The organism is Alsobacter sp. P4_H11 (assembly GCF_056400925.1).
This window is the reverse complement of sequence record NZ_JBFUKI010000004.1, coordinates 1-20,048: the sequence shown is the minus strand read 5'-3', so window position 1 is coordinate 20,048 and position 20,048 is coordinate 1. Positions and strand designations below refer to the sequence as shown.

At 68.0% G+C, this 20,048-nt stretch carries 18 protein-coding genes; 10 read left to right on the top strand and 8 right to left on the bottom strand.

Annotated elements, in window-relative coordinates; translation table 11 throughout:
• Nucleotides 1–1,203, top strand: a complete 1,203-nt coding sequence (choV, locus tag AC1DSZ_RS07865; RefSeq protein ID WP_476837833.1) for a choline ABC transporter ATP-binding protein — start codon at nucleotides 1–3, stop codon at nucleotides 1,201–1,203.
• A 193-nt stretch (nucleotides 1,204–1,396) separates the two neighbouring features.
• Here the strand turns inward: choV and betA are convergent, their stop codons facing one another.
• The 5 genes from betA to AC1DSZ_RS07840 all read right to left on the bottom strand — a co-directional run bounded on the left by betA (nucleotide 1,397) and on the right by AC1DSZ_RS07840 (nucleotide 6,771).
• Complete coding sequence (gene betA, locus AC1DSZ_RS07860) at nucleotides 1,397–3,079, bottom strand: choline dehydrogenase (protein ID WP_476837832.1); 1,683 nt, start codon at nucleotides 3,077–3,079, stop codon at nucleotides 1,397–1,399.
• Nucleotides 3,080–3,439: 360 nt separating this feature from the next.
• A complete protein-coding gene (locus AC1DSZ_RS07855; RefSeq protein WP_476837831.1) occupies nucleotides 3,440–3,844 on the bottom strand; it encodes a GFA family protein in 405 nt (134 codons plus the stop codon).
• On the bottom strand, nucleotides 3,841–4,893 hold the full coding sequence (locus tag AC1DSZ_RS07850) for a GlxA family transcriptional regulator (protein WP_476837830.1): 1,053 nt from the start codon (nucleotides 4,891–4,893) through the stop codon (nucleotides 3,841–3,843). Before AC1DSZ_RS07850 ends, AC1DSZ_RS07855 begins: the two co-directional genes overlap by 4 nt.
• 98 nt (nucleotides 4,894–4,991) lie before the next feature.
• On the bottom strand, nucleotides 4,992–6,068 hold the full coding sequence (locus AC1DSZ_RS07845; protein ID WP_476837829.1) for a hypothetical protein: 1,077 nt from the start codon (nucleotides 6,066–6,068) through the stop codon (nucleotides 4,992–4,994).
• A gap of 112 nt (nucleotides 6,069–6,180) precedes the next feature.
• Nucleotides 6,181–6,771, bottom strand: a complete 591-nt coding sequence (locus tag AC1DSZ_RS07840) for a DUF1134 domain-containing protein (protein ID WP_476837828.1) — start codon at nucleotides 6,769–6,771, stop codon at nucleotides 6,181–6,183.
• A gap of 138 nt (nucleotides 6,772–6,909) precedes the next feature.
• Between AC1DSZ_RS07840 and AC1DSZ_RS07835 the strand changes: the two genes are divergently transcribed.
• From AC1DSZ_RS07835 to AC1DSZ_RS07815, 5 genes are all read left to right on the top strand, one after another.
• Complete coding sequence (locus AC1DSZ_RS07835) at nucleotides 6,910–7,389, top strand: YHS domain-containing (seleno)protein (protein WP_476837827.1); 480 nt, start codon at nucleotides 6,910–6,912, stop codon at nucleotides 7,387–7,389.
• A gap of 108 nt (nucleotides 7,390–7,497) precedes the next feature.
• Nucleotides 7,498–8,145 carry a histidine phosphotransferase ChpT gene (gene chpT, locus AC1DSZ_RS07830; protein ID WP_476837826.1) on the top strand — a complete coding sequence of 216 codons (648 nt, stop codon included), beginning with the start codon at nucleotides 7,498–7,500 and terminating at the stop codon, nucleotides 8,143–8,145.
• A 114-nt stretch (nucleotides 8,146–8,259) separates the two neighbouring features.
• A complete protein-coding gene (locus AC1DSZ_RS07825) occupies nucleotides 8,260–10,881 on the top strand; it encodes a hybrid sensor histidine kinase/response regulator (RefSeq protein ID WP_476837825.1) in 2,622 nt (873 codons plus the stop codon).
• A complete protein-coding gene (locus AC1DSZ_RS07820) occupies nucleotides 10,878–11,405 on the top strand; it encodes a chemotaxis protein CheW (protein ID WP_244643937.1) in 528 nt (175 codons plus the stop codon). Before AC1DSZ_RS07825 ends, AC1DSZ_RS07820 begins: the two co-directional genes overlap by 4 nt.
• The gene (locus tag AC1DSZ_RS07815; protein ID WP_188519323.1) at nucleotides 11,402–11,776 is read left to right on the top strand and encodes a response regulator; all 375 of its coding nucleotides are present in this window, start codon (nucleotides 11,402–11,404) and stop codon (nucleotides 11,774–11,776) included. The genes AC1DSZ_RS07820 and AC1DSZ_RS07815 overlap by 4 nt, the downstream gene beginning before the upstream one ends.
• A gap of 76 nt (nucleotides 11,777–11,852) precedes the next feature.
• Here the strand turns inward: AC1DSZ_RS07815 and ctrA are convergent, their stop codons facing one another.
• A complete protein-coding gene (gene ctrA / locus AC1DSZ_RS07810) occupies nucleotides 11,853–12,554 on the bottom strand; it encodes a response regulator transcription factor CtrA (protein ID WP_188519324.1) in 702 nt (233 codons plus the stop codon).
• A 364-nt stretch (nucleotides 12,555–12,918) separates the two neighbouring features.
• Between ctrA and fliI the strand changes: the two genes are divergently transcribed.
• Complete coding sequence (gene fliI / locus AC1DSZ_RS07805) at nucleotides 12,919–14,256, top strand: flagellar protein export ATPase FliI (RefSeq protein ID WP_476837824.1); 1,338 nt, start codon at nucleotides 12,919–12,921, stop codon at nucleotides 14,254–14,256.
• A gap of 63 nt (nucleotides 14,257–14,319) precedes the next feature.
• On the top strand, nucleotides 14,320–14,739 hold the full coding sequence (gene fliJ, locus AC1DSZ_RS07800; protein ID WP_188519326.1) for a flagellar export protein FliJ: 420 nt from the start codon (nucleotides 14,320–14,322) through the stop codon (nucleotides 14,737–14,739).
• 54 nt (nucleotides 14,740–14,793) lie between these two features.
• Here fliJ and AC1DSZ_RS07795 read toward each other — a convergent pair whose 3' ends face one another.
• On the bottom strand, nucleotides 14,794–15,402 hold the full coding sequence (locus tag AC1DSZ_RS07795; protein ID WP_476837823.1) for a GNAT family N-acetyltransferase: 609 nt from the start codon (nucleotides 15,400–15,402) through the stop codon (nucleotides 14,794–14,796).
• A gap of 84 nt (nucleotides 15,403–15,486) precedes the next feature.
• On the opposite strand from AC1DSZ_RS07795, the gene copM reads away from it, so the two are divergent.
• Both copM and AC1DSZ_RS07785 read left to right on the top strand, forming a co-directional pair.
• A complete protein-coding gene (gene copM, locus AC1DSZ_RS07790) occupies nucleotides 15,487–15,849 on the top strand; it encodes a CopM family metallochaperone (protein WP_476837822.1) in 363 nt (120 codons plus the stop codon).
• A 167-nt stretch (nucleotides 15,850–16,016) separates the two neighbouring features.
• Nucleotides 16,017–17,048: a lysylphosphatidylglycerol synthase transmembrane domain-containing protein gene (locus AC1DSZ_RS07785; RefSeq protein WP_476837821.1), complete on the top strand. Its 1,032-nt coding sequence runs from the start codon at nucleotides 16,017–16,019 to the stop codon at nucleotides 17,046–17,048.
• Nucleotides 17,049–17,068: 20 nt separating this feature from the next.
• Here AC1DSZ_RS07785 and flhA read toward each other — a convergent pair whose 3' ends face one another.
• Nucleotides 17,069–19,213 (bottom strand): flagellar biosynthesis protein FlhA, encoded by a 2,145-nt coding sequence (gene flhA / locus AC1DSZ_RS07780; protein WP_476837820.1) that lies wholly within the window; start codon nucleotides 19,211–19,213, stop codon nucleotides 17,069–17,071.
• Nucleotides 19,214–20,048 lie beyond the last annotated feature (835 nt).

Here is a 20,048-nt window from a genome sequence, read left to right as displayed (position 1 = left end):
ATGGCGGAGACCGAAACCGCGATTGCATTCCGCGACGTCGACATCATCTTCGGCGATCGGCCCAAGGAGGCGCTGCGCCTCCTCGACGAGGGCCGGACGCGCGCCGAGATCCAGGCCGCCACCGGGCAGGTGCTCGGCGTCGCGGGCGCCAGCCTGGCGGTGCGGCGCGGCGAGATCTGCGTGCTCATGGGCCTGTCCGGCTCCGGCAAGTCGACGCTGCTGCGCGCCGTGAACGGCCTCAACAAGGTGACGCGCGGCGAGGTGCTGCTGCGGCACGAAGGCCGCATGGTGGACGTCGCCTCGGCCGACGCCGCGACGCTGCGCGCCGTGCGCACACAAAGCGTCGCCATGGTGTTCCAGCAATTCGCCCTGCTGCCCTGGCGCACCGTGGCCGAGAATGTCGGCTTCGGCCTCGAATTGCGCGGCATGCCCAAACCCGAGCGCGACCGCATCGTGGCCGACAAGCTGCGCATGGTGGGCCTCGACAGCTGGGCGAACCGCTACGCCAACGAGCTCTCGGGCGGCATGCAGCAGCGCGTCGGCCTCGCCCGCGCCTTCGCGACGGACGCCGACATCCTGCTGATGGACGAGCCCTTCTCGGCGCTCGACCCCCTGATCCGCACCAAGCTGCAGGACGAGTTGCTGGACCTGCAGCGCAATCTCGGCAAGACGATCCTGTTCGTCAGCCACGATCTCGACGAGGCGCTCAAGATTGGCCGGCACATCGCCATCATGGAGGGTGGCCGCATCGTCCAGTTCGGCACGCCCGAGGACATCGTGCTGCGCCCGGCCGACGACTACGTCCGCGAGTTCGTCGCCCACGTGAACCCGCTCAACGTGCTCACCGCCTACAACGTCATGCGCGACTCGCGCGATCTTGAGGGCGCCGGCGACGGCTGGGTCTGGCTGGACCGGCGTCGCACCACGCGCTTCCGGGTCGACGGCGACCGCAAGGTCACGGCGGCGGAGCGCGACGGCGCCGCGGCGCCATGGCAGGATTGCAGCGTCGACCCGGCCGGCTGGCTGAAAGGCCCCGCGCTGGCCTTCTGGGCCCGCCAAGACACGCCGTTGCGCGACGTCATGGTGGCCATGCAGCGCAATGCCGCCCCGGTTGCGGTGTTCGACGCCGATGACCGCTTCGTCGGCGCCATCGGCGTCCGCGACGCGCTTGCCGGCGTGCTGCGGCGGAGCGAGGGGGAGTAGGGCAGCGCTAGGCGGGTTTATGAGGCTCCACCTCCGAGCGCGATCCCTCTCCCTCTGGGAGAGGGGCAGGGGTGAGGGCCTAGAAGCAGCACGACGGCCAAATAACCGGCAGCAGCACGGCCCGGCCGCCCTCACCCCTGCCCCTCTCCCGCCCTGCGGGAGAGGGAACGCGCTCCGTCACGGAGCAAAATGCCTACCGCTGCGCCGTCTCCCACTGCGGGTGCACGAAAGCCGGCGCGTTGCTGGCCGGCGGCGGCTCCCGCCCCCGGATCAGGTCCGAGGCCTTCTCGCCAAGCATGATCGCGGGCGCGTTGAGGTTGCCGGTCGTGATCGTCGGGAACACAGACGTGTCGGCCACCCGCAATCCCTCGACGCCGATCACCCGCAGCTCCGGATCCACCACCGCCAGCGGGTCGTCCGCCGCGCCCATGCGGCACGTGCCGCACGGGTGGTAGGCGCTCTCCAGCTTCTCGCGCAGGAACGCGTCGATGGCCTCATCGGCGACCACGCCCGCGCCCGGCTGCAACTCCTCGCCGCGATAAGGGTCGAACGCCGCCTGCGCGAAGATCTCGCGCGTCAGCCGCACGCTGGCGCGCATCTCCTCCCAGTCGTCCGGATGGCTCATATAGTTGAAGCGGATCACCGGCTTGGCGAACGGGTCCGGCCCGCGCAGGCGCACATGGCCGCGGCTCTTGGACCGCATGGTGCCGACATGGGCCTGGAAGCCGTGCGCGTTGGCGAGACTGCGGCCGTCATACGTGATGGCGAGCGGCAGGAAGTGGTACTGGATGTCCGGCCACCGCACCCCGGCGCGGCTGCGAATGAAGCCGCAGCTTTCGAAGTGATTGCTGGCCCCGAGCCCGGTCTTGAACGCCATCCAGCGCAGCCCGATCAGCGCCTTGGCCCAGAGGCTCATGGACGAATACAGCGTGATCGGCTGCCGGCTCGCCACCTGGAAGTAATATTCCATGTGGTCCTGCAGGTTCTCGCCCACACCGGCCCGGTCGGCCAGCACGAGCAGGCCGAGCCGCGCCAGCTCCGCCCCCGGCCCCACGCCCGAAAGCTTCAACAGCGCCGGCGAATTGATGGCCCCGCCCGCCAGGATCACTTCGCGGCGGGCCATGACCTGCCGTTCCGGCCCGCTTGGGCCCCCGACACGGTACGCGACGCCAACGGCGCGTCGCCCTTCAAAGAGGATCCGCGTCGCCATCGCGAGCGGCGTCACGCGCAGGTTCGCCCGCGCCATCGCGGGGCGCAGATAGGCGTTCGCGGCGCTCCACCGCCGGCCCGCATGGATGGTGCGGTCCATCCGGCCGAAGCCTTCCTGCCGAAAGCCGTTGATGTCGTCCGTTTCGGCGTAGCCGGCCTGCCGGGCGGCGTCGATGAATGCGCGATACAGCGGATTGGCCATGGGCCCGTAGCTGGTGTGCAGCGGCCCGTCCCCGCCCCGATAGGCGTCGCCGCCCTCCTCCCGGGTCTCGGCGCGGCGGAAATAGGGAAGCACCCGGGCATAGTCCCACCCGCGCGCGCCCTGCTCGGCCCAGCCGTCGAAATCCTGCGCGTTGCCGCGCACATACACCATGCCGTTCACCGAGGACGAGCCGCCCAGCACCTTGCCGCGCGGCACGTGCAGCACGCGGTTGTTGAGGTGCGGCTCGGGCTCGCTCGCGTAGCGCCAGTCGTATTTGGCCGAGTTCATCGGGATCGACAGCGCGCTCGGCATCTGGATGAAGGGCGAGCGATCGCCCCCGCCCGCCTCCAGCACCGCGACCGTCACGGCCGGGTCCTCGCTCAACCGGTTGGCGAGCACGCAGCCGGCCGATCCGGCGCCCACGATGACGTAGTCGAAGCTGTCGACCGAGGATCGGGAAGGCATTCGGTTCCGACGCTGCTCCTGCCGCGACGCACGGCGCGCCCATACTGGACGCTGCGCGCCGGGGCGCAGCGAGTCCATCCGCCCCCTTCTGGCCTGGAAGCGTCAGCCGTTGCCGGGGGGAGCTGTGGGGAGCGCCCCCTCCCCACACAAGTCCCCTCTCGAAGCGCCCCTCCCCACCAACCACACCCCTCATCCTGAGGAGCAGGCCCCCTTGGGCCTGCGTCTCGAAGGACGAGGGGATCCCAGGAGGCTGCTTGGCCGAGCACACTGGAGTCCCTCGTCCTTTGAGACGCATCGCCAAGGGGCGACGCTCCTCAGGATGAGGGACTTAGTAGCGGGTAGTGGGTGCGAGGCGCGAGACTACGCGCGGTCGCCGCCAAACCGCGGCTTGCCGTTGCTCAGCTCATAATAGTCCGACTTGTCGTCGCAGAAGATGTGCTCGCGGATCGTCAGCCCGGTCGGCGGGTCGAGCGAACCGGCCGCGATGCTGGTCACGTCGCCGCCGGTCGGGCGCCAGAACAGCGCGCCGCCGCAGCGGCCGCAGAAGCCGCGCTCGGCTTCGGGCGAGGAGCGATACCAGCGCAGCGTCTCGTCCGACGAGAAATCGATCGCGTCCGTCCGGGCCTGCGTGGCGGGCAGGAAATGGCCGGTGGTCTTGCGGCACTGCGAGCAGTGGCAGGCGACGATGTCGCGCAGCGGGCCCCTCACCTTGAAAGCCACGCCGCCGCACAGGCAAGAGCCGGTGGCCCGCACCGGCTCCGTCACTGCAAGCCTCGCCGCTCGTGCGAGGGCGTGCGGCCGAAGTGCTCGCTGTAGCATTTGGAGAAATGCGACGCCGACACGAAGCCGCAGGCGAGCCCGATCGTCAGGATCGGCATGGAGGTCTGCCGCAGCAGGAAGCGCGCCCGGTTCAGCCGCAGGCTGAGGTAATACTTGGTCGGCGCCTCGCCGATATATTTGCGGAACAGCCGCTCGAGCTGCCGCGTCGAGAGCCCCACCTCGTCGGCCAGCTCCGCGCAGGAGAGCGGCGTCTCCAGGCTCTTCTCCATCTCGGAAACGACCGCCAGCAGCTTGGGATGCGCCACGCCCAGGCGGGCCCGCAGTTCCATGCGCTGGCGCTCGTGCGAGTCGCGCTGGCGATGGTGGATCAGCTGGTCGGTCACCTGGGCGGCGATCTCCGGCCCCTTCTGCTTGGCGATCATCGACAGCATCATGTCGATTGCGGCCGTGCCGCCCGCGCAGGTGAAGCGGTTGCGATCGATCTCGAACAGCTCCTGGGTGACGTCGATGTCCGAGAATTCCTCCCGGAAACTGTCGTTGTTCTCCCAGTGGATGGTGCATTTGCGACCCGCCAGCAGCCCCGCCTTGGCGAGCACGTGCGTGCCGGTGCACACCGCGCCGATCTGCACGCCGTAGAAGGCCAGCGTGCGCAGCTTGGCGATCAGCGCCCCATGGTCGAAGCGGTGCACGTCCACCCCGGCGCACACCACCACGGCCGGCATGGGGCCGACATCCGCATATCCGCCGTCCACCGCGATGCTGACGCCGTTGGAGGCCGTCACGGGCTGGCCGTCCGGGGAGAAGATGCGCCAGCCATACAGCGTCTTGCCCGAGCAGCGATTGGCCAGGCGCAGCGGCTCGATCGCGGACGTGAACGCAATCATCGAGAAGTCCGGCACCATCAGGAACCCGAAGGTGTGCACGCTTTCGGGCGCGCCGAAGGTGGACGCGGTCGCGACAGGCGCGGGCGGAGCCTCGCCGACGGATGACAATTGTGGCGTGCGAAACATCGTGACGTATCCCCTCAGCGACATCACGGCATCAGCTTCCGACCGATTGAAGCACGAAGCCTATCGATTGGCGACACGCGATGTCGCCAATGGGATATTCCGACGGGGGATTGACGTCGGCGTCAGCCGGAGGCGGCCGGCTTCGCTGGTTCGGAAGCGACAGCCGTCAGGCGCCCGCGGCGGCGCTCGACCGGCGGCTCCGCCGCGCCGCCCTCGCTCACGCTGCGGCGCAGGGTCTCGATCTCCTGCTGCAGGGCGCGCCGGTCCGCCCGGGCGGCTTCGAGGGCCCCGTCGGCGGCCGCCTTTTCGGTGCGCAGCTTCTCGACGAGGTCGGCCCGGGTGGTGAGCGCCGAAACATCCATCGCGTGGGCTCGCTCGGAGGCCGCAAGCGCCGCCTCGGCCCGCATCGTCTCGGTTTCGAGCCGTCCCTTGAGATCCTCGATTTCGGTTCTGGCAGCCTCGATCGCCGCAACGTCCTCCTCGCGCTGGGTGCGCAAGGTTTCGATCATCCGGTCGCGGTCGTCGCGCTCCTGTCCGAGCGCCTCAACCTTGTGATCGAGAACGGCGCGGCGCGTTTCAAGCTCGCTGAGCCGCGTGTCGCGCTCGGCGACCTCGATCCGCGCCTGGGCGAGGCTGCGCTCCGCGTCCGAGATGTGCAGGCGCAGTCCGTCCACGGAGGTCTCCAGGGTGGCGATCACGAGGCGGCGCTCCTCGCTGAGTTCTTCCAGGGCCGCATGGGCGCGCTGCAGGTTCTCGAGCTCCTGGCGCCGGGCGACGAGGTCCTCGGTCGTGATCTTCAACTCGCCGGCGGTGCGGTCGAGGTCCGCGGCCGTGGCCGCGAGCGTGTCGCGCGTCGTCACGAGATCGGCGTCGAGCTCTGCGATGGTCTGGTCACGCGTGGCGACGACGGTCTGGAGATCGCTGATCTGGACGGCTCGGCGGCCCAGCTCGGCCATGTCGTCGGCGTGCGACTTCGCCACCGCGTCGGCGCGCAGTTCAACGCGTCGCGCCTCCACGGCCATTTCGGCGCGCAAATGGTCTCGCTCGGCGGCGATTTCGGCGAGCGACATCGGCAGCCGGGCCTCGACCCTGCGGCGGGCGAGGCGCTCGGCCCGGCGCGATAGCGCGGGCAACACCAGAAGAGCCAGCAGGGCCGCCGTCAAAAAGCCCAGGGCGAAGATCATCCCGGTTTCGATCACCGCCGCGGGCCTCTCCGATCACTCTCGCGGCTGAGCATCGCACGCCGACGAGTTCTTTTCCAACCCGCAACGCCGGCTTGCAACCGCTGGCCCCTGCCCGGGGCGAATTCGTTCAGAAGGGGTTCCAGGTCGAGCTCGGCGTGAACTTGAGGTAGCCGACATTGACGCCGAGACGCGCGCCGACCCCCGAGCTGATCGGCACCACCACCATCTGGTCCGCCACCAGCGCCGTCATTCCAAAGCCGCCGACGAAATAGGCCGAGCCATCCACCCCGCCGAAACGCTGGAACAGCGCGTCCGTGGACGGCATGTTGTAGACCAGCATCATCGTCCGCGCGCCCTGGCCGCCGAAGTCGAAGCCGAAAGACGGACCCTGCCAGAAGATGCGCCGGTCGCCGGCGTTGCGGGTGTAGAGCACGCCCTCGCCGTAGCGCAGGCCGCCCACGAAGGCCGCCCCGCCCTCCTGGCCGAGGATGTATCCGTTCGGCTGGCCCCATCGGCGCGTCGCCTCCTCGATCGTCAACGCGAGACCGCGGGTGACGTTGCCGAAGAAGCGATGTCCGGAGTTCACCAGCTCGTCGGACGAATAGGCTGCCGGGGGCGGAGGAGGATTGCGCCTGTTCTGCGCGAGCGCAGCTTCGGCCGAGCACACGGAGAGGATGAAGAGGGCGGCGCGCGCCAGATGGCGCATGCTGATGATCATGAAGCTCCTCCCGTCACGCGCGCAGCGAATCGCCGGGTGGTGAACCGCGTCAACGCAACTGCAAGCGCCATCGTGCTAGATGCAGCCGGACGGCCGCATGGTGATCGAATCAACCCGATGTTACAGTCCAGACGAAGTATGACGCAGGCAAGGCCCTTTCGCGCCTCCATCTTGGCCTTGGCCCTGTTCTGCGCGCTCGCTCCCGCAAAGGCTGACGACATCGGGGTGACGACGCAGCGGATCGTCGTGGATCCGCTCAGCGGGCTCGCGCTCTACGGCTATGATCCGGTCGCCTATTTCATCGACAAAACCGCAGCGGCGGGGCGTCCATCCTTCGAGTGGCGCTGGGCCGGCGCCACCTGGCGCTTCGCCTCGGAGGCCAACCGGGCCGAGTTCATGCGCAACCCGGAGGCGTTCGCCCCCGCTTACGGCGGCTATGACGGCGAGGGCGTGCTGCGCCGCACGCCGATCGCGGCCGATCCCACGATCTTCGTGCTGCGCGACGACCGCGTTTTCCTGTTTCGCTCGCCGGAAGCCAAGCAGCTTTTCTTCTCGTCTGGCGGCATCGAGGCGGCGGACAAGCTATGGCCCGGCATGCTGAAGGAGCTCATCCCCTGAGCGGCGCGGGCGCACTCGGGTCGCGCCTCACTTTCAAGGCGGCGCTGGGCGGTGTATCCGCATGAGGGCGGCCTTTGCCGATTCGGCGCCGAACGGCGGAGATACTCAATGACGGCCATCACTCTCGACGCACTCGACCTGTCGGCGCTGCTGTGCAGCCGCGTCTGCCACGACGTGATCAGCCCCGTCGGCGCCATCGTGAACGGTCTCGAGGTGCTCGAGGACGAGAAGGACGAGTCCATGCGCGGCTTCGCGCAGGACCTCATCAAGAAGAGCGCCCGCCAGGCCTCGGCCCGGCTGCAGTTCGCCCGCCTGGCCTTCGGGGCCGCCGGATCGGCCGGCGCGGCCATCGACACCGGTGACGCCGAGCAGGTGGCGCGGGGCTTCATTCACGACGAGCGCACTACCCTGAACTGGCACGCGCCGCGCGTGCTGCTCCCCAAGAACCAGGTCAAGCTGCTGCTCAACCTCCTGGTGATCGCCACGACGACGATCCCGCGCGGCGGCGTCATCGACCTCACCCTGACGGTAGAGGGCGACAAGGGCACGTTCCACATCGCCTCGAAGGGCATCAACGCCCGCATCCCGCAATCGGTGCCCGGCCTGCTCGCCGGCGCGCCCGAAAGCGGCTCCGTGGACGCCCACGGCATCCAGCCCTTCTACGCCGGGCTGATCGCCCGCGCGGCCGGCATGAGCGTCGATCTCACCATCGAGGGCGACACGGTCACCATCCTGGCCAAGCCGCAGGTGGAATAGCGCGGCGGCGATACGGTTTCCTCGCGAAACCTGGGCCACCCGCAACCTATCATCAACGCTTCATGGGCATGAATGGTCGACGGCGCCGGACGCGGCGCCTGACCGGGAATCCCCATGGACGACGTTCTTCGCGAGTTTCTGACCGAGACCTTTGAAACGGTCGAAAACGTCGATCGCGAACTCGTGCAGTTCGAGCGCGAGCCGAACAACGCCACCATGCTGGCGCATATCTTCCGGCTTGTTCACACCATCAAGGGCACCTGCGGCTTTCTCGGCCTGCCCCGTCTCGAAGCGCTGTCGCACGCGGCCGAAAGCCTGATCAGCCGCTTCCGCGAGGGCGCTCCCGTCACCACCGAGGCGGTGACGCTGATCCTGCTCACGATCGACCGGATCAAGATGATCCTGCGGACCCTGGAAGAAAGCCAGGCCGAGCCCGACGGGCAGGACACCGACCTGATTGACGAACTCACGGCGCGCGCCGAGGGCCGCGAACCCGAGCACTCCGTCGTCGACCATGCGCAGCCGGAGACAGCCGTGGCGGAGCGCGCTCCGAGCGCGCCGGCCCCGGCCGCGCAACTCGTTGCGGATTCCGCGCCGGACGGCGTCGAGCATGCCGAAGCGCAGCGCTCCCGGGCGCACCCCGGCAAGGCCATGCCGGCTCGCCCGAACGGGCAAGGCGGCGCCAATTCAGCGCAGTCCATTCGAGTCGGCCTCGACACGCTCGAAGGCTTGATGACGATGGTCTCGGAGCTGGTGCTGACCCGCAACCAGCTGGTCGAACTGGCCCGGCACGACGAGAACAGCGATTTCAAGGGACCGCTCCAGCGGCTGTCGAGCGTCACCGCCGAGCTGCAGGAGCGGGTCATGAAGACCCGCATGCAGCCCATCAGCACGGCCTGGCAGAAGCTGCCACGGCTGGTGCGCGACCTTTGCGCCGAACTCGGCAAGGACATCGAGCTCGCGCTGACGGGCGCTGAGACCGAGCTGGACCGCCAGGTCCTCGAGCTTATCAAGGACCCCTTCACGCACCTCATCCGCAACGCGGCCGACCACGGCATCGAGACGCCCGAGGAACGCCGCCTCGTCGGCAAGCCGGCGCGCGGCACGATCCGCATCTCGGCCGTGCACGAGAGCGGCACCATCACGATCGAAGTCGCGGACGATGGGCGCGGGCTCGACGTCGGCAAGATCGCCGCCAAGGCGCTTGAACGCGGCCTCGTCAGCCCCGGCGAACTCGAGCGCATGAGCGACGAGCGCATAGCCCGCTTTATCTTCGAACCCGGGTTCACCACGGTTTCGCACGTTTCGCACGTCTCCGGCCGCGGCGTCGGCATGGACGTGGTCCGCACCAACATCGAGTTGATCGGCGGATCGGTCGACGTCCGCTGGGTGCCGGGCGAAGGCTCCACCCTGACGATGAAGATCCCGCTCACGCTTGCGATCGTGGCGGCGCTGATCATCGAGGCCGGCGGGCAGCGCTTCGCCATCCCGCAGGTGGCGGTTCTCGAACTCGTTCAGCCGCGCGCCACGTCCGAGCATCGCCTCGAATCCATCAACGGAACCTGGCTGCTGCGCCTGCGCGAAACGCTGCTGCCCGTGGTGCGGCTGAGCGCAATCCTCGGGCTCGACCCGGTCGGCGAGCGCTTCGATCCCGAGGACGGGTTCGTGGTCGTCCTCAAGCTCGGCAAGCGGTCTTTCGGGCTGGTGGTCGACAAGGTTTTCCACACCGAAGAGATCGTCGTGAAGCCGATCTCCAACATCCTGAAGCCGATCAACATCTTCTCTGGCAACACGATCCTGGGCGACGGCCGCGTGATCCTGATCCTGGATCCCAACGGCATCGTGCAGCGGATCGGCCACGGTCCCACGATGACGCGTCCGGAGCGCGACGAAGTCGCCCCGCGCCGCCGCGTGCAGGAGGACAAGACCTCCTTCCTGGTCTTCCGCGCCGGCCAGGGCGAGGTGAAAGCCGTGCCGCTCGCAGCCGTGACCCGGCTCGAGGAGTTCGACGTCTCCAAGATCGAGACCGTGGGCGGCCGCATCGTCGCCCAGTACCGGGGCGACCTGATCCCGATCGTCCCGGCAGTGCCTGGCTCTCCCCTCCACGCCAGCGGCATCCAGCCCGTCCTGGTGTTCTCCGAGGGCGATCGCACCGCCGGCATCGCGGTGGACGAGATCGTCGACATCGTCGAGGACCATCTCGACATCAAGGCGACCGGCCAGGCGCCCGGCATTGTCGGCTCCGCCGTGATCCGCGGGCGCGCCACCGAGATCATCGACGTCGCGCATTTCCTGCCGCTGGCCTATCCGGACTGGTTCCATAACGCCGCCTCGCCGACCCCTGCCCGCTCCAACCGGGTGCTGCTGGTGGACGGCGCGCCCTTCTTCCGCGGCATGCTGCTGCCCGTGCTCAAGGCCGCCGGCTACGACGTGGTCGCGCTCGCCGAGTTCGACGCCGCGCTCGCGCTGGCCCAGCGCAGCGCCGACAGCTTTGCGGTCGTAGTCGCCGACATCGAGTCGCGCGGCCGCAACGGGTTCGATCTGGCCGAAGGCCTGCAGGCGGACCGGCGCACGGCCGAACTGCCCATCATCGGGCTCGCGTCGCGGCTGCAGCCGGCCGCGCTCGAGCGCGCCCGCGCGCTCGGCATCTTTGACGTGGTCGCCAAGTTCGATCGCACCGGCCTCATCGAGGCGCTCGCCGAGGCGACCCAGCACAGGGAGGCCGTGGGCTCATGACGCTGATGCCGCGATCCGGCTTCGAGGACGTCGAGACGACGTCCGAAACCCGCGAATTCGTCACCGTGCTGGTGGACGGGCAACTGTTCGGCCTGCCGATCGAATGCGTGCACGACGTGTTCATCGCCGCCGAGGTCACGCCGGTTCCGCTGGCGCCGCCCGAAGTGGCCGGCCTCCTCAATCTGCGCGGCCGGGTCGTCACCACCCTGTCGCTGCGCCGCATCCTGAAGCTCGACGACGTCGACCAGAAGCCCAGCCGCATGGTGGTGGGCGTCGAATATGGCGGCGAATCGTTCGGCCTCGCGGTGGACGGCGTCGGCGAGGTGCTCAGCCTCGGCACGGCCGAACTGCAGCCCAATCCGATCAACCTCGATCCACGCTGGGCCAGGATCGCGGCCGGCATCCACTGGCTCGAGAACGGGCTTCTCGTGGTGATCGACATCGAGGCCATTCTTGGTCCCGCTTCGCATTCGGAGGGCGCCCGGCTGGCGTCGTTCTCCCCGTCAAAGGGATTTCAATCATGAAGACCTGTCTCGTCGCCGATGATTCTCCCGTGATCCGCAAGGTCGCCCGCCGCATTCTCGAGGGGCTCGATTTTCGCGTCGAGGAGGCGGAAGACGGGCAGCAGGCGCTCGCCGCCTGCCAGCGCAGCATGCCGGACGCCGTGCTGATCGACGGCTTCATGCCGGTGATGGACGGCTTTGACTTCTGCAAGGCGCTGCGGCGCACGCCGGGCGGCGGCGTCCCCAAGGTGCTGGTCTGGAACACCGAGAACGAGGTCGCCGTGATGGCCCGCGCCATTCACGCCGGCGCCGACGACGTGCTGCTCAAGCCCTTCGACCGCGCCCAGATGACCAACAAGCTCACCGAAGTCGGCCTGATCCAGGCGCGCTGACGCCCGCCACGGCCGCATGCAAGCGCAAAAAACCCCGCCGGCGGCGGGGTTTTTTAGTTGGTTCGAGCGGGTGGCCTCAGGCCGGGATGCGCTCTTCGGTCTCGTTCGGCTCGCGCAGCACGTAGCCGCGGCCCCAGACGGTCTCGATGTAGTTCTTGCCCTGCGACGCGTTGGCGAGCTTCTTGCGCAGCTTGCAGATGAACACGTCGATGATCTTGAGCTCGGGCTCGTCCATGCCGCCGTAGAGATGGTTCAGGAACATCTCCTTGGTGAGCGTGGTGCCCTTGCGCAGGCTCAGGAGCTCCAGCATCTGGTACTCCTTGCCGGTCAGGTGCACCCGGGCGCCGGAGACTTCCACCGTCTTCTGGTCGAGGTTCACGATCAGGTCGCCCGTGGTGATCACCGACTGGGCGTGCCCCTTCGAGCGACGCACGATGGCGTGGATGCGGGCGACCAGTTCGTCCTTGTGGAACGGCTTGGTCAGGTAGTCATCGGCGCCGAAGCCGAGGCCGCGAACCTTGTCCTCGATGCCGGCCAGGCCGGAGAGGATCAGGATCGGCGTCTTGACCTTTGCGACCCGAAGGCTGCGCAGAACCTCGTAACCCGACATGTCGGGGAGGTTCAGGTCGAGCAGGATGATGTCGTAGTCGTACAGCTTGCCGAGGTCGATGCCTTCCTCGCCGAGATCCGTCGTATAGACGTTGAAATTCTCGGACTTGAGCATCAACTCGATGCTCTGGGCGGTAGCGCTGTCGTCTTCGATGAGAAGTATGCGCATTTCAGGTCTCCAAGCTCGTCCCTTGGTCCGCAACCGCAGCATCGACCGGCGGGACCCGGCTGAAGCTCTCAAACGCCCTCTCGGACGTCCGTGTGATCTCGACTCGCAACGCTACGCCGCAATGGTTAACAAAACCTGATTCTGATCCGCAAGCCTCATCGGACCCGACCTTCGCGAATCGGGATAAAATGTTGCTCTTGAAGCAGAAAAGGCGAGCGTTGGATCTCATGTGGCGGATTAAGCATCTCTGGTAACCGACTCTCAGGACTCACCCTTCGGAACAGCGCTTCCGATTGGGCGGGACATGCGGGTTCGGCAAGGGCATTGTTAACGGGACGGGTAAACGAATCGTTACGGACCAGGCATGCCTGTTCATGAACATGACCGTCTGCATGCCTTGCGCGCAGATTTGGCCGACATTGACGACCTGACGGTCTATGGCCGCGTCGCCAGCGTTCGCGGTTTGATGATCGAGGTCGCCGGCCCGCTGTCGACCATGCATGTCGGCGGGCTGCTCGACATCGAGGTCACGCCCGGCCGCACGGTGCCGTGCGAGGTCGTCGGCTTTTCGGGCGACCGCGCCCTCGTGATGCCGTTCGGCGTCATCGAGGGCCTGCGCCGCGGCTGCCGGGCCATCGTGCGCTCCGCGCCGGGCGGCGTGCGCCCCTCGCGCGCCTGGCTGGGGCGCGTGATCAACGCCATGGGCGAGCCCATCGACCGCAAAGGCCCCCTGCCGGCCGGCCAGAACCTCGTTCGGCTGAAGCAGGACGCGCCGCCTGCCCATTCCCGCAAGCGCGTCGGCGCTCCTCTCGACCTTGGCGTGCGCGTGCTCAACACCTTCGTGACCTGCTGCCGCGGCCAGCGCATCGGCATTTTCGCAGGCTCTGGCGTGGGGAAGTCCGTGCTCCTGTCCATGCTGGCCCGCAACGCCGGGTCGGACGTGGCCGTGATCGGCCTGATCGGCGAACGCGGCCGGGAGGTGCAGGAGTTCCTGCAGGAGGACCTCAAGGAAGAAGGCCTCGCCCGCGCGATCGTCGTGGTGGCGACCTCTGACGAGCCCGCGCTGATGCGCAAGCAAGCCGCCTACCTGACGCTGGCGATCTCCGAATATTTCCGCGACGAGGGCGCGGACGTGCTGTGCATGATGGACAGCGTGACCCGCTTCGCCATGGCGCAGCGCGAGATCGGCCTCGCCTCCGGCGAGCCGCCGACCACCAAGGGCTACACCCCGACGGTGTTCACCGAGTTGCCGCGCCTTCTGGAGCGCGCCGGCCCCGGCGCGGGCGAAGGCACCATCACGGGGCTGTTCACCGTGCTGGTGGACGGCGACGACCACAACGAGCCGGTCGCCGACGCGGTGCGCGGCATCCTGGACGGCCATATCGTGATGGAGCGCGGCATCGCGGAGCGCGGCCGCTACCCGGCCGTGAACGTGCTGAAGTCGGTGTCGCGCACCATGCCGCGATCCTGCGACCCGGAGTTCTGGCCCGTGGTGCAAAGCGCCCGCCAGGCCATGGCGACCTATTCGGATATGGAAGAACTTATCCGACTTGGCGCTTATCGGGCCGGGTCATCCGAAGAAGTCGACACGGCGATCCGCCTGAATCCACATCTCGAAGATTTTCTGCGTCAAAGTAAGGAAGAAGCAACCTCGTTGCGTGAAGGATACATCCGTCTCGCGGAGATCATGGCCGGCGCCTGACGGCTGATCGCCAGTGCAAACTCGGAACCGCCCCGACCGGCTCCGCAGCGTGAGTAGATGGGTATGAAATCGCGGGATACCGTCATGCGCTTGAAGCGCTTCCAGGTGGACGAAAAGCGTCGCCGGGTCGCGCAGATCGAGATGATGATCGCTGACTTCGAGCGCATGGTGCATGAGCTCGAGCGCGAGATCGCCTCCGAGGAGCAGAAGTCGGGCATTTCCGACAAGGCTCACTTCGCCTACCCGACCTATGCGCGCGCCGCCATGACGCGCAAGGAAAACCTCCAGCGCTCCGCCGACGAGCTGAAGACCCAGCTCGAAGACGCCCGCGTCGAGCTCGAGGCCGCCTTCCAGGAGCTCAAGAAATTCGAGATCCTGGACGACCGCGAGCAGGCGCGCGAACGCGCCGCCGAGGCCGCCCGCGAGCAGTCCGACCTCGACCGCATCGGCCTCGCCATGCGGGCGGGCTTCGCCCGAGCCTGAGCCAGGGCGCCGGCTCTTTTCGAAAGCCCGGTCGCGCTGACCGGGCTTTCGCGTTCACGGCCGAACCAGCGGGATCTCCGGAAACGCCTCCGGATCCAGCGCGCCCGTCAGCCTCGGGTCGTCCGCGATCTCGACGGCCAGCTTGAAAGGCGAGAACCCGAAACGCCGGTAGAAGCCAACCGCGCCCGGGTGATCGAGCGTGCATGTGTGCAGCCAGCAGCGGCTGATCGGACGCGCCCACGCGAGGGCGAGCGCCTCGCGCATCATCCAGCCGCCGAGCCCCTGCCCGACCGCGCTGTCCACCAGCCCGAAATAGACGATCTCGGCCTCGCCGGGCTGCGTCAGGTCGAGTTCGAGCAGCCCCAAATCGACCCCGTCCCGCGTGGCCGCATAGGCCTCCACGCCGGGGCTGGCCAGAACGGCCGCGAGGTCGTCGTCCCCGATCGACAGCCGCGAGAACCAGAACCATCGCTCGCCGATCTGCCGGTAGATGCGCTTGTAGCGGCCAACGTCGGCGGGGCCGAGGCGGACCAGCTCCAACCCGTTGGCAGGGCGGGATGTCGGGTCAGGCTTCCGCCGCATCTCCAGAAACGTCACCACGGACGCGATCTTGCCGGGAGGGACGTCCGTGTACCCGTCCGGCAGCGCCTGCTGAGTTGACATCGTTCCTGTCGTCCTTATGTGCCGGGCATCGGGATTGTAGCGTCGCCCAGCCCGCTCACAATCCGCCAAGGGAGCCTCGGGACCATGAAGACGCACCTGTTCGCCGCCGCCTTGATCGGCGCTCTGGCGGCATCGCCCGCTTTGGCGCAGCAGAACCACAGCGGCCATTCGACGCCGATGCCGGCGCGCCAGGGCGCTTCCAACGCCGGCTACAAGGCCGCGATGGACAAGATGCACAAGGACATGACCGCCCCGCTGACCGGCGATGCGGACGTCGATTTCGTGCGCGGCATGATCCCGCATCACCAGGGCGCAATCGACATGGCGCGCGTGGAGCTGCAGCACGGCAAGGACCCGGAATTGCGCAAGATGGCCGAGGAGATCGTCAAGGCCCAGGAGGCCGAGATCGCCACCATGAAGGCCTGGCTGGCCAAGCGGGGCAAGTAAGCGGACACCTCCGCACGCGGGAGAGACGGGGCGGCCCGCGGGCCGCCCATGCCGGCCAAAGGAGCCGCGGCTGCGATGAGGCTTGCGGCAGTCACACGCTTCGTGCAGGACATGCCGCCAACGAGGCCTGCACGGGGGCGACCAGGTCGGCTGGCATGAAGCGCATCATGGATTTCATCTGGCCCCTCGTCGGGCTGGCCGCGGTCGTCTGGTCGATCGACCTCCTGTACAAGAAGCTGAAGATGGAGGCGGGCGCCGACCCCGCCGTCCGCGCGCTGCTGGACCAGGGCTCCGTCTGGGCGAACGTGAAGACGATCGCGTCCGTGATCGCGGCGAAGATTGTCGAGATCCCCCCGCATGCCTACCTGCTTTGCGCGCTCTCGACCCTCGTCGCCTATGCGGCGCTGGCCTGGTACGACCGCATCGCGCTGATCCACCTCAAGAAGCAGAACGGCATATCGTGGTTCTACATCGCGACCTGCTCGTTCGTGACCTACGCGCTGTCGCACAACATCGGCGCCTCGGTATTCTCGGGCGGCATGGTCCGCTACCGGGCCTATACGGCGAAGGGGCTCTCGGCCGCCGAGGTCGCCATCTTGGTGGCGCTGTGCTCCTTCACGTTCGCGTTCGGCACCATCCTGCTGCTGGGCCTCGTGCTGGTGGGCGAGCCGCAGATCCTCGGGCCGTTGCAGACGCTCTCGCCCTGGTTCGCCATCAATCCCAACGTCGCAAGGCTGGTGGGCATCGGACTGCTGGCCTTCTGCGCGCTCTACACGCTGGGCTCCTGGCGGCATTTCAAGCCCATCCAGTTCGGCCACTTCGAGGTGGTCTACCCGCGCCTGCCGATCGTGCTTCGGCAGTATTTTGCAGCTCCGCTGGAGCTGATGGGCGCCGCCGGCATCATCTATTTCGCCCTGCCGGAGGGCAGCCCGCACTTTTTCATCGTGCTCGGGGCCTTCCTGATGTCGTTTTCGGCCGGCCTCCTGTCGCAGGTGCCGGGCGGCGTCGGCGTCATGGAGGCGGTGTTCCTGGCCATCATGCCGTCCGTGCCCGCCCCCTCGGTGGTGGCCGCGCTGCTGGTCTGGCGCCTCTTCTACCTGATCCTGCCGCTCGTCATGTCGCTGCCGGTCGTGTTGCTCTTCGAGCGCTCGCAACTCGCCCAGGCCGCCGCTCCGATCGAGCCGAAAGCTCCCGTCTGATCGGCCGAGACGGCGTCGCATCAGACGCTGCCCACGGTCTTCAGCCGCGCCCGCGTGTGGATCTCGGCCTGCGAGATCACGGGCGTTTCGCGGCGGAAGCGCTCGATGATCGAGCGCACGAAGGGTCGTGCGTAGGCCGACGTCACCAGCACCGGGATCTCGCCCATGCGCGCCGCCTCCTCGAAGCGGTCGCGCACCACCATCACGAAGTCCTGCAGCCGCGAGGGCTGCATGGCGAGGTGCCGCTCGTCGCCCTGCCCGACGATGGATTCGGCGAAAGCCGTTTCCCAGGCCGGCGACAGCGTGATGATCGGCAACTGGCCCTGCGCGTTGGCGTATTGCGCGCAGATCTGCCGCGCGATGCGCTGGCGCACGATCTCGGCGATGTCGCGCGGGTTCTTGGTCATGTTCACCGCCTCGGCGATGCCCTCCAGGATGGTGCCGAGGTCGCGGATGGACACGCGCTCGCCGAGCAGGATCTGCAGCACGCGCTGGATCGTCGTCATCGGGATCTGGTTCGGGGTCAGTTCCTTGACGAGGTCGGCGTGCTCCTTGGGCAGGTCCCGCAGCAGCTTCTGCAGCTCCACATAGGACAATAGCTCGCCGACATTCGCCTTCAGGATCTCGGTGAGATGCGTGGAGATCACCGTCGCGGCGTCCACCACAGTGTAGCCGCGGATCTGGGCGTCGTCGCGCAGCGAGGCGTCGATCCAGGTCGCCGGCAAGCCGAAGGTCGGCTCGATCGTGTGCTGGCCCGGCAGCTCGATGGCGCCCCCCATGGGGTCGATGGCCATGAACTGGCCCGGGTAAACGACGCCCTGGCCGGCGTCGACCTCCTTGAGCTTGACGATATAGAAATTGGCCTCGAGCTGGACGTTGTCGAGGATGCGCACCGACGGCATCACGAAGCCCATCTCGCTCGCCAGGGTCCGGCGCAGCGCCTTGATCTGCTCGGTGAGGCGATCGCCGCCATGGGGATCGTTGACCAGCGGCAGCAGCGCGTAGCCGATCTCGATCTTGAGATCGTCCATCTTGAGCACCTCGGCCATGGTTTCCTCGCGAGGGGCCTGCCCGGCGGCGGCTCCCGGCGCGCCGGGAACGCCCTCGGGGTCGGCGTGGGCGGCCGCTTCCCGGGCGATATGCAGCTTGCGGGCGAACCACGCCGCGCCAGCCGCCAGGCCGAAGAAGGGCAGCATCGGGATGCCGGGCAGCAGGCCGACCGCCACCATGACGGCGGCCGACATGCCGAGCGCCTTGGGCATGGTGGCGAGCTGCTTGGACAGGGCCTTGGCGGCCGAGCCGGAGACGCCGGCCTTGGAGACCAGCAGGCCCGCGGCCGTAGACACGATCAGCGCCGGGATCTGCGACACGAGGCCGTCGCCCACGGTCAGCAGCGTGTAGGTGCGGCTCGCCTGCGAGAAGCTGACGCCGTGCTGCACGACGCCGATGATGATGCCGCCGATCACGTTGATGAAGGTGATCAGCAGGCCCGCGATGGCGTCGCCACGCACAAATTTCGACGCGCCGTCCATGGCGCCGAAGAAGGACGACTCGTCCTCGAGATCCTTGCGGCGCTTCTTAGCGGTGGCTTCGTCGATCAGGCCGGCATTGAGATCGGCGTCGATCGCCATCTGCTTGCCCGGCATAGCGTCAAGGGTGAACCGCGCCGCCACTTCGGCGATGCGGCCCGAGCCCTTGGTGATGACCACGAAGTTCACCACCAGGAGGATCGCGAACACCACGAGGCCGATCACGAAGTTGCCGCCCATCACGATGGCCCCGAAGGCCTCGATCACGTGCCCGGCGCCGCCCGTGCCCGTATGGCCGTTGGCCAGGATCAGGCGCGTGGACGCAAGGTTCAGCGCCAGCCGCAGCATGGTGGCGATCAACAGCACGGTGGGAAACGACGAGAACTCGAGCGGCGCCTCGATAAACAGCGCCGTCATCAGGATCAGCACCGACAGGATGATCGAGACCGCCAGCAACAGGTCCAGCAGAAACGCCGGCAGCGGCATGATGAGCACCACCAGGATGCTCATCACCGCGATCGCGAGCGCGATGTCCGACCGGCCCAGCAGGGCGCCAATCTGCCCGAACGACGGCACGCCGCTGCCGTCCGGTGCGGATTTGGCGGGTCTGCCGTCGACCACCGAAAGGTCGGTCATGCGCGTGCGGTCCTCGATGTCGGCCGCGTCCAGACGCAGCTCTGGGCAATTTCTGCCGGGTGCATGGTTAGCGGCCCGTTAACGAGCGCCATCCAGCACGCGTGCGGGCGACTTGCTGGGTCCAACACTCCCCCGCCGTCATCCCCGGCCGGAGCGCCGAAGGCGCGGAGGGGAAGGGGATCCAGGGGCCATGGGCCTGAGTGTCCGCCCAGTCCCCTGGATCCCCTTCCCGGCGCTGCGCGCCGCCGGGGATGACGGCGGAGGGATTGTGCCCTCTTGGCCCTTCTCCCCCGCCCGGCGGCCCCTTCTCCCCCCGGGAGAAGGTGTCTGCGCAGCAGACGGATGAGGGTCTAGCCGAACGAGATCTTGGCTCGACGTCGCGCCATCTGGACTCCCGCCAGTCCCTCATCCGGCCCTTCGGGCCATCTTCTCCCGGGGGGAGAAGAAGCGCGCGTTAAACGGCATGCGTCCGCGTTCTCCGTCCAGGCGGAGGTGAGGCAAGCAGTTGGAGGGGCGCCGCGAGGCGTCGGTCCATCAATGGTTTTACGCGTAGGTTCGGACGGACCGACGCCCCGCGACCGGCGATTTTGAACCTTCCCGACCCGCGCTCCTTCCTCGGGGCCGCTCCTTGTGGGCAGCAACCGCGAGGGTGTTAAGGTGGCCGCGTCCACGGCCCCACCATAGTGTGGGGCGGGCGGGCTGACTGCCYGACTTAGGGTCGGCTGAGGCTGTTACCCCTCGAACCCGCCGTCCGGCCGCTCCGGAAAGGCCTCCCGGGAGGGTGGGTCCGGTATCCCCACCCGCGCAGGCGCCGCGCCCCGACCCCGCAACGGAC

Bases quoted from the DNA above. Each gene is read 5' to 3' on its own strand.
- AC1DSZ_RS07850 (WP_476837830.1), bottom strand. From the start codon at position 4,893: ATGTCGCTGAGGGGATACGTCACGATGTTTCGCACGCCACAATTGTCA.
- fliI (WP_476837824.1), top strand. From the start codon at position 12,919: ATGCCTGTTCATGAACATGACCGTCTGCATGCCTTGCGCGCAGATTTG.
- AC1DSZ_RS07795 (WP_476837823.1), bottom strand. From the start codon at position 15,402: ATGTCAACTCAGCAGGCGCTGCCGGACGGGTACACGGACGTCCCTCCC.
- AC1DSZ_RS07835 (WP_476837827.1), top strand. From the start codon at position 6,910: ATGACGCAGGCAAGGCCCTTTCGCGCCTCCATCTTGGCCTTGGCCCTG.
- AC1DSZ_RS07840 (WP_476837828.1), bottom strand. From the start codon at position 6,771: ATGATCATCAGCATGCGCCATCTGGCGCGCGCCGCCCTCTTCATCCTC.
- choV (WP_476837833.1), top strand. From the start codon at position 1: ATGGCGGAGACCGAAACCGCGATTGCATTCCGCGACGTCGACATCATC.
- fliJ (WP_188519326.1), top strand. From the start codon at position 14,320: ATGAAATCGCGGGATACCGTCATGCGCTTGAAGCGCTTCCAGGTGGAC.
- AC1DSZ_RS07825 (WP_476837825.1), top strand. From the start codon at position 8,260: ATGGACGACGTTCTTCGCGAGTTTCTGACCGAGACCTTTGAAACGGTC.
- flhA (WP_476837820.1), bottom strand. From the start codon at position 19,213: ATGACCGACCTTTCGGTGGTCGACGGCAGACCCGCCAAATCCGCACCG.
- AC1DSZ_RS07820 (WP_244643937.1), top strand. From the start codon at position 10,878: ATGACGCTGATGCCGCGATCCGGCTTCGAGGACGTCGAGACGACGTCC.
- AC1DSZ_RS07815 (WP_188519323.1), top strand. From the start codon at position 11,402: ATGAAGACCTGTCTCGTCGCCGATGATTCTCCCGTGATCCGCAAGGTC.
- betA (WP_476837832.1), bottom strand. From the start codon at position 3,079: ATGCCTTCCCGATCCTCGGTCGACAGCTTCGACTACGTCATCGTGGGC.
- AC1DSZ_RS07785 (WP_476837821.1), top strand. From the start codon at position 16,017: ATGGATTTCATCTGGCCCCTCGTCGGGCTGGCCGCGGTCGTCTGGTCG.
- copM (WP_476837822.1), top strand. From the start codon at position 15,487: ATGAAGACGCACCTGTTCGCCGCCGCCTTGATCGGCGCTCTGGCGGCA.
- ctrA (WP_188519324.1), bottom strand. From the start codon at position 12,554: ATGCGCATACTTCTCATCGAAGACGACAGCGCTACCGCCCAGAGCATC.
- chpT (WP_476837826.1), top strand. From the start codon at position 7,498: ATGACGGCCATCACTCTCGACGCACTCGACCTGTCGGCGCTGCTGTGC.